10 protein-coding genes are annotated in these 12,998 nt (G+C 48.5%); 6 read left to right on the forward strand and 4 right to left on the reverse strand.

The window, feature by feature from the left end; all coding sequences use genetic code 11:
* The first annotated feature begins 23 nt into the window (after positions 1-23).
* The 3 genes from FW767_RS08420 (at position 24) to FW767_RS08430 (ending at position 2,642) form a co-directional block, all read left to right on the forward strand.
* Positions 24-623: a GrpB family protein gene (locus FW767_RS08420; protein WP_121699392.1), complete on the forward strand. Its 600-nt coding sequence runs from the start codon at positions 24-26 to the stop codon at positions 621-623.
* 77 nt (positions 624-700) lie between these two features.
* Entirely contained in the window at positions 701-1,513 is an 813-nt protein-coding gene (locus FW767_RS08425; protein ID WP_121699382.1) for a hypothetical protein, read from the forward strand.
* On the forward strand, positions 1,503-2,642 hold the full coding sequence (locus tag FW767_RS08430) for a tetratricopeptide repeat protein (protein ID WP_121699381.1): 1,140 nt from the start codon (positions 1,503-1,505) through the stop codon (positions 2,640-2,642). Before FW767_RS08425 ends, FW767_RS08430 begins: the two co-directional genes overlap by 11 nt.
* 116 nt (positions 2,643-2,758) lie before the next feature.
* Here the strand turns inward: FW767_RS08430 and FW767_RS08435 are convergent, their stop codons facing one another.
* The 3 genes from FW767_RS08435 to FW767_RS08445 form a co-directional block, all read right to left on the reverse strand.
* Positions 2,759-3,346 (reverse strand): C40 family peptidase, encoded by a 588-nt coding sequence (locus FW767_RS08435; RefSeq protein WP_121699380.1) that lies wholly within the window; start codon positions 3,344-3,346, stop codon positions 2,759-2,761.
* 151 nt (positions 3,347-3,497) lie between these two features.
* Entirely contained in the window at positions 3,498-4,757 is a 1,260-nt protein-coding gene (locus FW767_RS08440; RefSeq protein ID WP_121699379.1) for a peptidase U32 family protein, read from the reverse strand.
* An 82-nt stretch (positions 4,758-4,839) separates the two neighbouring features.
* Positions 4,840-6,681, reverse strand: coding sequence for a glycoside hydrolase family 97 protein (locus FW767_RS08445; RefSeq protein WP_205523871.1), 1,842 nt, complete (start codon positions 6,679-6,681; stop codon positions 4,840-4,842).
* 226 nt (positions 6,682-6,907) lie between these two features.
* Here FW767_RS08445 and FW767_RS08450 point away from each other — a divergent pair, with 226 nt between their 5' ends.
* Together FW767_RS08450 and FW767_RS08455 are read left to right on the forward strand one after the other, a co-directional pair.
* A complete protein-coding gene (locus FW767_RS08450) occupies positions 6,908-8,857 on the forward strand; it encodes a glycoside hydrolase family 97 protein (RefSeq protein ID WP_121699377.1) in 1,950 nt (649 codons plus the stop codon).
* Positions 8,858-8,885: 28 nt separating this feature from the next.
* Positions 8,886-9,725, forward strand: coding sequence for an alpha/beta hydrolase (locus FW767_RS08455; RefSeq protein WP_235898091.1), 840 nt, complete (start codon positions 8,886-8,888; stop codon positions 9,723-9,725).
* Between the two features lie 88 nt (positions 9,726-9,813).
* On the opposite strand, the gene FW767_RS08460 is transcribed toward FW767_RS08455, so the two are convergent.
* Complete coding sequence (locus tag FW767_RS08460; protein ID WP_121699375.1) at positions 9,814-12,072, reverse strand: GH92 family glycosyl hydrolase; 2,259 nt, start codon at positions 12,070-12,072, stop codon at positions 9,814-9,816.
* A 184-nt stretch (positions 12,073-12,256) separates the two neighbouring features.
* Between FW767_RS08460 and FW767_RS08465 the strand changes: the two genes are divergently transcribed.
* A complete protein-coding gene (locus FW767_RS08465) occupies positions 12,257-12,994 on the forward strand; it encodes a glycoside hydrolase family 25 protein (RefSeq protein ID WP_121699374.1) in 738 nt (245 codons plus the stop codon).
* Positions 12,995-12,998: the final 4 nt, after the last annotated feature.

The following is a 12,998-nucleotide window of genomic DNA, read 5'->3' on the forward strand; positions in this document are numbered from 1 at the left end:
GCATACTAATACAGATGATTGAAATGAAACCACACGGTAGCTCAAACAGTAAATCCTTTAAAGACATGACATTGGAGGAACTATGGATATTGTTTCCAATTGTTTTGACTCCGCATCAGCCGCAGTGGGCTGACCGGGCTCAGGAAGAGATTGAGGCACTGTCGGAAATCCTGACAGGATACGCTCCGGTCATCAGTCATATCGGAAGTACCGCAATACCCTGTATTCAGGCTAAACCGATAATTGATATTCTCGTCGAAATCGCGCCCGAAACCGACTGGCAGCGTATAAGGTCGGAAATGATAGAGGCGGGATATATATGTATGTCTTCATCTGAACGCCGCATGAGTTTCAACAAGGGGTATACTCCGGAAGGCTATGCGGAAAGGGTGTTTCATATTCATGTCCATGCTGTAGGTGATAATGACGAAATTCTATTTCGTGACTATCTTAGAGATCATCCGGCAGTTGCCCGAGAATATGAGGCGTTGAAACTAAGTCTTTTGCCACGATATAAAAATGACAGAGACGGCTACACGGAAGCCAAGTCGGACTTTGTAAGAGCAGTAGTCGATGATGCCCGAAAACAACAATGTTACTCAAGCCGGAGTCCCCGACATTGATAGCTTCCGGAGAAGCATGCTGTCGAAGATGTCCCGTAGTACCGAAACTCCCGAGTACCTGAATATGAATTATGACAATGGTTGATCCTAAACATCCGCGAGGCCGATATACAGGCTTGACTGCGCTGAAGCCTATGTATGTTCTTATTACCGAGTGTGGCAAGGAGCGTACGAGTAATGTCACCGTTGCTCGAATTATGCAAGCCGTTTATGAGATTGACTCTAACGAGTATGTTACACTTGAAAAGTGTATGCCTATAAGAGTTGTGCGTGAAGCGGAGTTTTTTGCCATAAGTTTTTATAAAGATTCCCGCATTGCGGCATATTTCAGGGTCGGTAAAAATATATTGAGGATGGTCCGCAGCGGCTTCTCGGTAGAAAATGCGGCCGATGTGATGTGCGATTTCTTCCAGCGGTGCAAAATTCCGGATGTACATACATGGACGTATGAGGAATTGAGGTCTGCGCCACAAAATGAGGAATCAAGCCTTACTGTAGATGGTGAGAATTTCAGATATTTCGGTTGCTCTGATGTTATGGCAGCTCTTGAAAATATTATAGAAGGCAAATCAAAATGGCTTCTGCATGACTTCACGGGCAGGGATGGCGGCTATATGAATATTCGCCGTTGTGTAGATGCAGGCGGCTTGACAAAATATAAGGTGGAATTGGTGCAATGGATGGAGCCCAGACCTGCAGGGTACCATATTGTCATATCTGACGTTGCTCTTTTGCGTCGTTGGCTTTGGGATTTTGCCACGGAACGCAACTACCCCGGGAATCTTTCCGAATGGGAGGAATTCAACGTGGAGGATCATTTCCGGCGATTGGTTTTCAGGTTTTTAGGTGAAGGTGATAATTTAAATAAGGAAGATTACGATGAACGGTAAATATAGTCTGCCGGTTGTTAAGGCAGTAGATTTGATTTGGTCGAGTTTCGACAAGGAAGAAATACGCCGGGGCTATGCGATGCTCATGCAGGAGGCGCAACAGGGCGGTGCCGATGCATTGTGCTTCATCGCCCGGTGTTTTATGGGCGAGGAGTATGTATGGAGTGGAGCAGGCTTCGCCACTGACGATGCCAATGCGTCGATGCTGATGCAGAAAAGTGCGTTGATGGGGAGTGCCACCGGTGTGCTTTGTGCCGTGCGGAGTGGCAATTTTACTCCTGCCGTACAGCGGGGAATGCCTTTCGCTTCGTTTAAGGATGCGTTTGAAGAGATTCTTGGTCAGGCCGAGCGAGGCAATGCATTCTGCTGCTATATGATAGGAAATGTATATTATTGGGGTGACTATCTGCTTGTTGAACCTGATCTAGCCAAGCAATTCAAAACAGAAAATAAGTATAATGCATGGGCTTATCCGATAGCTAAAGAGTGGTATGAGCGTAGCTTCAAAGGGCACATCTGTGCCGGATGGGGCAACTACTGCAACATAAAAGAATCGGGCTTGTGCGTTATAAAAAATAATGTATATGAGAGCTATTTTCGTGCGCTGGCTGAAATTTCACCTTTGATTTGCAATAACTACGGATGTTATATTAGAGGAAAGGTTGAGCCGGAAGTGGTCTTTTCCTATTATATGAAGGCTGCTCAGCGCGGCGATTTGCAGGCTATGGTAAATGCAGGCAGTTGTTATGACGAGGGATATGGTGTAGGCGAGGATACGGATATGGCTTTTCAATACTACGAAATAGCCGCCATAGGAGGTCATCCTGACGCTCAATGGCAGGTAGGATATTATTATTTCGATGGCTGGGGCAGCATTGAGGTGGACTATGCAAAAGCCGCCCAATGGTTTGAAAAGGCCTATCGGAATCCTAAAAGCGGACGGAAAAACAAAGTGCGTTCTGTCGCTTATCTCGGCATCTGCTATCGGATGGGCTTAGGTGTGGTACAGGATGATGATGTGGCGTTGGAGTATCTTCAGGAAGCGGAAGAGGATATTGATATGCTGTGGCATCCAATTGATTCTATGGTTCTTGATGCTTTGGGAGGAGAGAATCCGTCGACACTATGATTATTAAAAGTGACAGATAAGATGAAGACTCCATTATAGAGGTATTGTGGCCCTATGGCAAAATAGCTTGGTCTTATGCTGGCTCGGATATTTTATATATTTAGGACCGGGTGTGGTCATTTGGTTACGCGGCGTGCTCCGATATAACGCCGGCTATAGTAAGGCTCCGTCGATTTACTCACCGTGATGCCTGAACTGCATGCCGAATGTATGAAGTCAAATGTGCAGTTGTCATAGTTGACGCTGACAACTATGCCGACATGACCGACAATCTTTCTGCTGCCGCCGCGTCCGCCGAAAAACACAAGATCGCCGGGACGTAGGTTATCGGTGTCTATCGATGTACCTTGCGTATATTGTGATCTTGACGAAGCGTTGAGCGATATGCCGAATTGTCGGTATACATAGCTTGTGAAGCCGGAGCAGTCAAATCCTTTTGGGGTTTTACCTCCGCGGCGGTAACGTAGTCCTGTAAATTTGTGCGCGAATGTCAGCATGTCGCCGATGTATTCCGGAAGTTCGTCCTCTGCGGCAACTTTCGCCGGCGACAGCATCGGTATTTCGGGCTTCCATATATTGATGGAGGCTATGTCGCTTGACATGTCGGGAAGATTGTGTTTTAATACCGGTTGTGCGGCATAAGCAGGTGTTAGGATGCCGCTTAACCACAAGAGTCCGGTTATGATGAGTATGTATAACTTCATAAATCTTTAAAGGTACCTGAATAAGGTTATTCCTGATGAACTATACAAAGATACTCAATTGTATCGGGTTGTTACAAATCCGATATAAATTATTTATGTTAATTTCACATTTAGTGTATTGGACCAACTGGTCCGACGAGTCTTATGAATCCTATTTTAAGGACTTTAGCGCCTCGGTCGACACCCATTTGAACATTTTGTCACTCGGTCTTATTTTTACCTCGGTCTTTATCGAGAAGCGGTCGCCTTTCACCGCCTTTTCAACTGTTTTGAGGTCTACGCGTATCTCTTCGACAGTCATTATCACCGCTCCTGTCGTTGGGCCTGTTATGACAACTTCGTCACCGACAGAGAGCTCTCCGTTCTCCATCAGAAACTCTGCTACGCCTATGTTGCTGAAATAGCGTACGCCCTTGGCAGCGTAGACTTTTGTACGTGTGGCCGATGAGCCGTACTTTGATGTCCACTCGCCCAGCCGTTGGCCGAGATAATAACCGTTCCAGAAGCCGCGGTTGAATATCTGTGAGAGACGGTTGTCCCATTCCGCCACGCGCTCCTCGGAGAAAGTACCGTCGCATATGGCGCGTAACGCTTCGTCGTAGCACTGCACCGCTATTTTTACGTATTCCGGTCCTCGCGCACGGCCTTCGATTTTGAACACTCTTACACCCGCATCTATCATTTTGTTGAGGAAGTGTATGGTCTTCAGGTCCTTGGGCGACATTATATACTGGTTCTCGATGTCGAGTTCGTCGCCGGTTTCTTTATCGCGTACGGTATAGCCGCGTCGGCATATCTGGGTGCACGCTCCGCGGTTGGCGCTTGAGTTCATCTCATGCAGGCTGAGATAACATTTGCCCGATACGGCCATGCACAATGCTCCGTGACAGAACATCTCGATGCGCATGTGATTACCGTGTGGGCCGCGTATGTCGTCGGCAATGATGTGTTCATGAATGTCACGCACCCGGTCGAGGTCTACTTCGCGTGCGAGCACAACTACGTCGGCCCATTGCGAGTAAAACTTCACCGCTTCGGTGTTGGTTATATTGACTTGTGTCGATATATGTACTTCGACACCGACTTTTCGGGCGTAAAGTATGGCCGCTATGTCACTCGCTATTATGGCCGTGATGCCGGCCTCATGTGCGGCATCGATTATGGAGTGACACTTGTCGATGTCATCATCAAATATTATGGTGTTGACTGTAAGGTAGGTTTTCACTTCGTGGTCGTTGCAGGTACGGGCTATGTCGCGTAAGTCATCAGGTGTGAAGTTGTTGGATGAACGTGCGCGCATATTCAGTCCCTCGATGCCGAAGTATACGGCATCGGCGCCGGCGTCGATTGCGGCGTAAAGCGACTCGTAGCTCCCTACCGGAGCCATTATCTCGAAATTAGATCTTTTCATGATGCAAATTTAGCGTAAAAAACGCATACTGCCGTAGTGTGACATCGATAAATGCGGTAGGGAGGTTGTAATATGCCGGTTGTCAAAGCACTATCACGAAGCCTCCGCGGGGAAGCAGCGACAGTTTTTGAGGAACAGACGAGATTGTCGATACGGTCCACGGTGTTTCGGTATCACCGCTGTCGGTATACAATTTTCCTTTGTTAAAGCTGGCGAGGTCGATGCGGTCGACAGGTATCGTTATGTCTAGATCGCTGTCAGTGCCGTTTATGCCGGCGATAAACCATCGGTTGCCGTTTTTGCGAGCCATTACAACATATTTACCGGGATATCCTGCGAGCAGTCTTGTGTCATCCCACACTGTGGGAAGCCCTGTCAGAAACTCTTGTACCTCCTTAGGCTGTGCGAGATAGCTCTCCGGCTTGTCGGCAAGATGCTGTACGGTCGATTCAAACAGAACGGTCAGTGCCAGCTCATGTCCGTGAGTCGTTATGTGCGGGTGCTGTGAGTCAGAGAATGTACACGGAGTATAGTCCATAGGTCCGATGACATTGCGGGTAAACGGCAGAGTGGCGTTGTGGGCTGCTGCACGGTCGGTCAGCACCGGAGCGTTGTTGTACCATTCGGCGCCGTAGACTCCCTCGACCGAAACGAGATTCGGGTAGGTGCGTTGCCATCCTCGCGGTATTGTGGCCCCATGGAAGTTGACGAGCAGATTATGGCGTGCAGCACATTCGAGCAGTTCGATACAATACTCCATCGTCTGCTGTGTGTCACCTGCGAAGAAGTCGATTTTCACTCCTGCTACCCCCATATCCTGAAGCATGGCAAATTCCCGTTCTCTGTCTTCCGGTTTATTCAGACGGAACAGCGGGCCGCCGGCTCCGTTTGTGGTCCATGCCGTTGATGAATTATACCAGAGAAGCGTTTTTACATTGCGCTCTGCTGCATACTTCAACGCGTCGTTTATGTCACCTCCGTTGCCCATTATGTCCCACTCCCAGTCGATGAGCACGTAAGGCAGTTTAAGAGTCTCGGCCATGTCTATGTACTGAGTCACAAGCCGGTAGTCTTTTGATCCCCTGTTATAGGCCCAGTAAATCCATGATGCCGCTCCCGGCTTTATCCAAGATGTGTCGGCAATTCTTGATTCGGGGCTTACATCGGTTACAAGAGTGGACTCTGTTATGTCATTGAGCGAACCGAGAATAATGACACGCCACGGTGTGTGGCCACATCGAGCCGGCGAACCCCATGATATATTATAGGCCGACGGCGTTTCCGCCGCGGTCAGTGACGATGCGCTATGGCATTTTTCTATGCCTGCTTCAGTCAGCAACGCCCAAGAGTCTTTGCCTAATTCAAACAGAGCCGGGAAGCCCCAGTGAGCATCCTGTTGGGCGTCGCCGGTCTCTTCTGGGAAAAAGCGCTCATATGATTGGTCGTACTGCTGCATCCATCGCTTGCATGACAATGGTATTTTATACTGTGTTGTCTCGCCGCATATGTTGCCGTCGCCTTCGGTCTCGTAGCGGAAGGCGACGCCGTCGTTATACAGCCGCAGTACCATAGACAGCGTGCCGTTATCCTTTTCGTCGGCAACGAGCCTGTATTCATTATAGGTGTTAGAGCATTTGAGACGTTTGCCGCCGGTCATTTCATATTTGATATTTTGCGGGAGCGACGATGATGATACAATCCATTTGTCGACGGAAGCCGGTCTATTGTCGATTGTGGCTCCCGATGCCGATACGGTGAACAGGTTTCGTTCATTGCCATAGTGTATATCCATGTTATTTTTGTCGATAGTGACTTCTATGGTTTTATCTGGAGACTGTATTTTTTTTACGGCAGTGGCAGTGTGCCGGCTTAAAGCCATAGCCGACAGCGACAGTAGGATGATGAGCAATCTGTGATGATTCATGTTATTGATGTTGATTGAGTGTTGAGATATGCAAATATAATACATGTTCGGTTTAAGCCACCGTAAATTATGTAACATATTTGCTGCAGTAAGGTATCGTAAAGATAAATTTTACGGCAATATTTGTTACTTTCGCAATTTTATAATAAAGTTATACCTTTAATGCGGCATTATAAGATTATTTTTGCATATACTATTTCTAATAACTTGAATCAATATAAAGACAATGAAGAAAGTAATTTTAAGTTTAAGCGTGCTGTTGGCGTCATACGCATGGGGCGCTCCGGTCGATGTGGCTGGTCCTGATGGCAAGCTCATTGTGTCGACTGATGTAATAGGCGGCAAGCCGGTGTATTCGATAACTTATGACGGAGATGTCATAATCGAAAACTCTCCTCTCGGCTTCAAGTCCGATGTAGGAGACTTTACGCAGTACATGGCGCTTGCCGACTCCAAGCGAGGAGAGGTAAATAAGTCATACGAGCAGGACAAAATCAAGAAAAGCCATATCGACTATAAAGCCAATACGTTGGTTAACACCTATAAAGGCGCTTTCGGTCACGAGATGTCGGTAGAATGGCAGGTGTCGGACAATGACGTTGCTTTCCGCTACATAATTCCGAGTCAGAACGGTGGCGATACCGGGGCAATGGTCATCAATGAAGAGGCCACGGGCTATCGCTTCCCGAAAGAGACCACCGTTTTTCTTACCTCGCAGAGTGATGCCATGATAGGATGGAAGCGCACAAAGCCGAGCTATGAGGAATTTTACATATCTGATGCGCCGCTTGACTCGCCTTCGCAGTTTGGCCACGGCTTTACTTTCCCTGCCTTGTTCCGTGTAGGCGACAAGGGCTGGGCGCTTCTTTCGGAGACCGGTGTCGACGGTTATTATTGCGCCTCCCACCTGAGCGATTATAAGGACGGAGTATATTCAATAGCCTATCCTATGCCTGAAGAAAACAACGGCAACGGTACTGCCGCTCCCGGCATATCATTGCCCGGAAAGACTCCGTGGCGTACAATCACCGTGGCCGACCGTCTTGCTCCCATTGTAGAGACAACCGTACCTTGGGATGTCGTGGAGCCCCGTTACAAGACCGAAACACCCGCTCGGGCAGGACGCGGTACTTGGAGTTGGATCATATGGCAGGATGCAAGCATGAACATGGATGACCAGAAGACATTCATTGACCTTGCCGAAGACTTGGGTTATGAAAACATACTTATAGATGCCGGCTGGGATCAGAATATAGGTTATGACCGTATGCCCGAACTTCTCGGCTATGCTCGCGAAAAAGGTATAAATCCGATACTGTGGTATTCATCGAGCGGTCCGTGGAACGATATCGTACAAAGTCCCATAAATAAAATGGACCGACCCATTGTGCGCAAAAACGAGATGAAATGGCTTCGGGACAATGGTGTACATGCTATAAAAGTCGACTTTTTCGGTGGTGACAAGCAGGAGACCATGCGTCTTTATGAAGACATATTAAGCGATGCGGCCGACTATGGTATCGACGTCATATTCCACGGTTGTACCCTTCCCCGCGGCTGGGAGCGTATGTATCCAAACCATGTGGGCAGTGAGGCTGTCTTTGCTTCGGAAAATCTTGTGTTCGGTCAGGTATTTTGCGATCTTGAAGCTTTCCATGCCACTCTTCATCCGTTCATCCGTAATGCTGTTGCTCTTATGGAGTACGGCGGCACCATACTTAACCATCGAGTAAGCCGTGACAACAAGAGCGGCAATGTGCGTCGTACCGGCGATGTTTTCCAGCTCGCCACTGCCGTGTTGTTCCAGAATCCCGTTCAGAATTTTGCTCTGACTCCCGATAATCTTACAGGTTCTCCCGCCGAAGCCATAGAGTTTATGAAGAATGTGCCAACGACTTGGGATGACGTTAAGCTTATCGACGGTTATCCCGGCAAATATGTAGTGCTTGCACGCCGTCATGGCGACAAGTGGTACATAGCAGGGGTCAACGCGCTTAAGGAACCTGTGAAACTTAATCTTGACCTGTCGTCGCTCGGACTTAAATCATCAGTATTGAAGATGTATGCCGATGATGCCGCCCATGACTTCAAGATAAAGGATGTCAAGGTTAAAAACAGCACTACCGTGCCGATGGAGATTTTCCCTGACGGTGGAGTCGTTATAGTAGCCGATTAAATTTACATAAAACATAAATATCATGAATATCAGAAAAATATTGTTTGCGGCTATGCTGTGTGTTTCATTTGGTGCGATGTCGCAAAACAACCGGGTGGATCTTATGCTCTGGAATGAGAATGCTGATGCTGAACAGGCTAAGGCCGCGGCGTCATCCACTGATTTTACGCGTGATCCGGCGATAACCGTATATAAGGCCGACAAGCCTAACGGGAAGGCTATAATCATGTGTCCCGGAGGTGGTTACGGCTGGCTTGCAACAGGTCATGAAGGTCACGATATGGCCCAGTGGTTCAACGGACAGGGCATAACTTATGTGGTACTTAAGTATCGTTTGCCGCAGGGCAACCATAAAATACCGTTGGCTGATGCGGAGCAGGCCATAAGGCTTGTACGCAGTCATGCGGCAGAGTGGAATGTGGATCCCGATAAGGTCGGCATAATGGGTGCTTCGGCCGGAGGCCATCTTGCCTCAACTCTTGCCACTCATTATTCTTCGGCTGAGACACGTCCCGATTTTCAGATACTGTTTTATCCGGTAATAACTATGGATCCGTCTTATACTCATGGCGGCTCCAGAGCCAATCTTATCGGAGAAAATCCGTCGGCTGAGTTGCAGAACAAGTTTTGTAACGAGCTTCAGGTGACACCCGATACTCCAAAGGCTTTTATTATGCTTTCGTCAGATGACAACGCTGTGCCTGTGGCAAACAGTATAAATTATTATACAGCGCTTGTAAATAATAAAGTACCTGCTTCGCTGCATGCTTATCCTACCGGCGGTCACGGTTGGGGTTACGGCGATGGCTTTATCTATAAGCACCAGTGGAAAGAGGAGCTTGAAAAGTGGCTCCGTGAAGAGCTTTGATAACTCCCACGCATCATAAAAGGCCCCGGTTCATACAGTCATTCAGGCTGCTGAACCGGGGCCGTTGTTTATATACAAACAATGATTTTTACAGATGCTCGGGCGACATTGTTATTTCAAAGTCGGCTCCGTTTACTATATCGTCGTGTGTGAAAAACGGTGTTTCGAGTTCTTTACCGTTAAGTTTGACAGATGTAATGTATTTGTTGTCTTTCGAGTAGTTTTTTACATCGAGTGTCACACGTTTGCCGTTAGGCAGATTGATTTCGGCATGCGGAAACCATGGACGGCCTATTGAATATACCGGTTTGCCCGGACACACCTGATAGAAGCCGAGCGAATTAAGCACATACCAAGCTGACATCTGTCCGCAATCCTCGTTGCCCGACAGTCCGTCGGTGTCGGCCCGGTACTGCTCTTTGAGAACTTTGTCGACAAGCTCCTGTGTGCGGTCGGGTCGTCCCGCATAGTTGTAGAGATGTATTATATGGTGCGAGGGTTCGTTGCCGTGGGCATACTGTCCGATAAGTCCCGATATGTCGGCCGATACATTTTCGCCCTCCAGTCTGGAGTCTGCGTTGAACAGTGAATCGAGCCTTTCGATAAAAAGTTCGCGTCCGCCCATAAGCTCTGTAAGACCGTCGACATCATGGGGCGCAAACCATGTCCATTGCCAAGCCGTGCCCTCGCAGTAGTCGCCGCTACCGTGGCTGGAACCGCGCGGATTAAAGGGAGTGTGCCAGTTGCCTTCCGCATCCTTGCCGCGCATGAAGCGGGTAGCCGGGTCAAAATAGTTACGGTAATTTTGTCCTTTTTCAGCGTACTCTTCGGCTTTTGCTTTGTCGCCGGCCGCTTCCGCAAGCTGCGATATGCACCAGTCGTTGTAGGCGTATTCAAGACCTTTAGTCACCGACTCGAACTCTTCGTTCCACGGTATGTAGCCAAGAGTGTTTTTATAATACTTTGAGCGGGGCATAAGCATTTTATGGAATACATTGTCAGGGGCTGATGTGGCTGTGGTGTCGTAGCGCGAAGAACGCTCGGCTGCGTTTAACGCTTCAGCTATGTCGAAGTCGGCTATGCCTTTGTTGACAGCGTCGGCCATAAGCGACACGGCGTGATAGCCTGTCATGCAACCGGTGTAGTTGCCGGCAAGCTCCCACATGGGCAGTATGCCTCCCTCTTTGTATTTTGTAAGCAGCGAGTTGATGAAGTCGTTGTTGCGTTCGGGGTCTATGATTGTGTATAGCGGATGAAGCGCCCTGTGGGTGTCCCACAGCGAAAATACCGTATATACGGGGTTGTCGACATCGCCCTGATGTATCTTGCGGTCCATACCGAAGTAGCGGCCGTCAACGTCGGTAAACAGATTGGGGCTTATGCCCGTGTGATACAAGGCGGTATAAAATACGGTCCTGTCGTCGTCATTGTCGGCTGTTACATCTATTTTTGACAGATACTCGTTCCATGACTTGCGGGCATCGTCTCTTATATTGTCGAAGTCAAAACCGGGTATTTCGGCACGTAGATTTTTTTCGGCTCCTTCGGTGTCGACAGCCGATATGCCTACTTTGACATATATCTCTTCACCTTCTTTGGTGGGTGCAAATTTCAGCAAGGCTTTGCATCGTGCCGATACGCGTCCGGTCTCGTCTGACACGGTGTCGGTTATTATGGAGCAGGTAAACGGTTTCGAGAACTCGGCGTACATGCTTAGCTGCTGGTCGTAGGCCCAGTGACGGCTGAGCCGGTAAGCGCGTATAGCGGTATCGCCTACGGCTTCGATTGTCATTGCAAGATTATTCTGGTGCGATATCGAGTAGTCGGCATCTACTATCATGCCGGGGTCGTCGGTCGCGGGAAATGTGAACCGGTATAGAGCACTGCGGGGCGCCGCCGTTATCTCCGCCTTGACGCCGTAGCGTTTAAGCATTGTGGAGTAGTATCCCGGTTCCGCGGTTTCTTCGGAGTGATCAAACTCTGATGCGTATGGCATATTCTGGCTTGCCGAACTCTGTGGATCGATTGTCTGCGGCCCTACTGTAGGCATAAGCAGGAAATCGCCGTAGTCGGAACATCCCGTACCGCTAAGGTGTGTTTGGGAGAAGCCGTTGAGCAATGAGTCACTGTAATGATAGCCCGAGCATGCGTCCCAACCGTCGATACGGGTATCGGGACTTGGCTGTATCATGCCAAACGGCACTACCGCACCCGGAAATGTGTGACCGTGTCCGCCGGTACCGATAAACGGATTAACATAGGCGGTGTAGTCTTTAGTCTCTTTGTTGTCGGTGACGCATGCGCATAACAGCGCCGCCGTCCCGATACTTACTATAAGTCTGTTCATCGTCGTGGTAAAATTAAGGATAACTGATATTTTACAAAGATACTGATAAATCGGCTGTCAAAGCAAATTTTATACAATTTTACCGGCTGGAAGTCTCTTGACGATGGTCAATGCTATGCTTGGCTTTTCTTCTTTTCGTAGAAAAATAGCTCCTACGCGATATTTTTTATAACTTTGTGATGATATGAGAGCTAAGATCTGGATCATCGGTAGTCTGCTGACTTTGCTGCTTCTTGCCGGAGGCGTATATTACTATGCTGTAGTGCGTACTGTGCCGCGTTCGCTGACTGTCGATGCCGACCTTTTCCCGGTTAAAGGACTTGATTTGTCGGCCCACAACGGTGAAGTCGACTTCAGGCGTCTTGCCGGCGATTCTATAGACTTTCTCATGCTTAAAGCCACGGAGGGTACGACTTTCAAGGACCCGCGCTTTCATTTTAACTACCTGAAGGCTCGTGATGCAGGCATAAAGGCCATAGGTGCATATCACTTTTTCCGCTTCGACACCGACGGAGAGATGCAGGCCATCAACTTTTTGAACAGCCTTCGTGGTAAGACGCTTGATCTTCCGGCTGTCATAGATCTTGAAGAGTGGACTAATCCGACTGATGTAGATACAGAAGAGGTCGTGTGCCGTCTACGCGCCATGATAGCATATCTTGAGCGAAACGGTCACAACGTCATGTTTTATACGAACAAAGACGGGTACCGGAGGTTTCTTGAAAATCGTTTTGAGGAATATCCGCTGTGGATATGTTCGTTTACCGACCCGCCTCTGGATGAGCTGTCCGATGACCGATGGGATCTGTGGCAATACAGTCATCACGGATGGACAGAAGCTTGTGATACCAAAGTTGACTTAAACACTTTTAACGGCAGTCGTGACGAGTGGCTGAATTGGTTGCGTGCCTCTACATTTTGAAACA

The organism is Heminiphilus faecis, assembly GCF_008728965.1.
Lineage (GTDB): Bacteria > Bacteroidota > Bacteroidia > Bacteroidales > Muribaculaceae > Muribaculum > Muribaculum faecis.

Bases quoted from the DNA above. Each gene is read 5' to 3' on its own strand.
- FW767_RS08460 (WP_121699375.1), bottom strand. From the start codon at position 12,072: ATGAACAGACTTATAGTAAGTATCGGGACGGCGGCGCTGTTATGCGCA.
- FW767_RS08435 (WP_121699380.1), bottom strand. From the start codon at position 3,346: ATGAAGTTATACATACTCATCATAACCGGACTCTTGTGGTTAAGCGGC.
- FW767_RS08425 (WP_121699382.1), top strand. From the start codon at position 701: ATGGTTGATCCTAAACATCCGCGAGGCCGATATACAGGCTTGACTGCG.
- FW767_RS08465 (WP_121699374.1), top strand. From the start codon at position 12,257: ATGAGAGCTAAGATCTGGATCATCGGTAGTCTGCTGACTTTGCTGCTT.
- FW767_RS08420 (WP_121699392.1), top strand. From the start codon at position 24: ATGAAACCACACGGTAGCTCAAACAGTAAATCCTTTAAAGACATGACA.
- FW767_RS08445 (WP_205523871.1), bottom strand. From the start codon at position 6,681: ATGAATCATCACAGATTGCTCATCATCCTACTGTCGCTGTCGGCTATG.
- FW767_RS08430 (WP_121699381.1), top strand. From the start codon at position 1,503: ATGAACGGTAAATATAGTCTGCCGGTTGTTAAGGCAGTAGATTTGATT.
- FW767_RS08450 (WP_121699377.1), top strand. From the start codon at position 6,908: ATGAAGAAAGTAATTTTAAGTTTAAGCGTGCTGTTGGCGTCATACGCA.
- FW767_RS08440 (WP_121699379.1), bottom strand. From the start codon at position 4,757: ATGAAAAGATCTAATTTCGAGATAATGGCTCCGGTAGGGAGCTACGAG.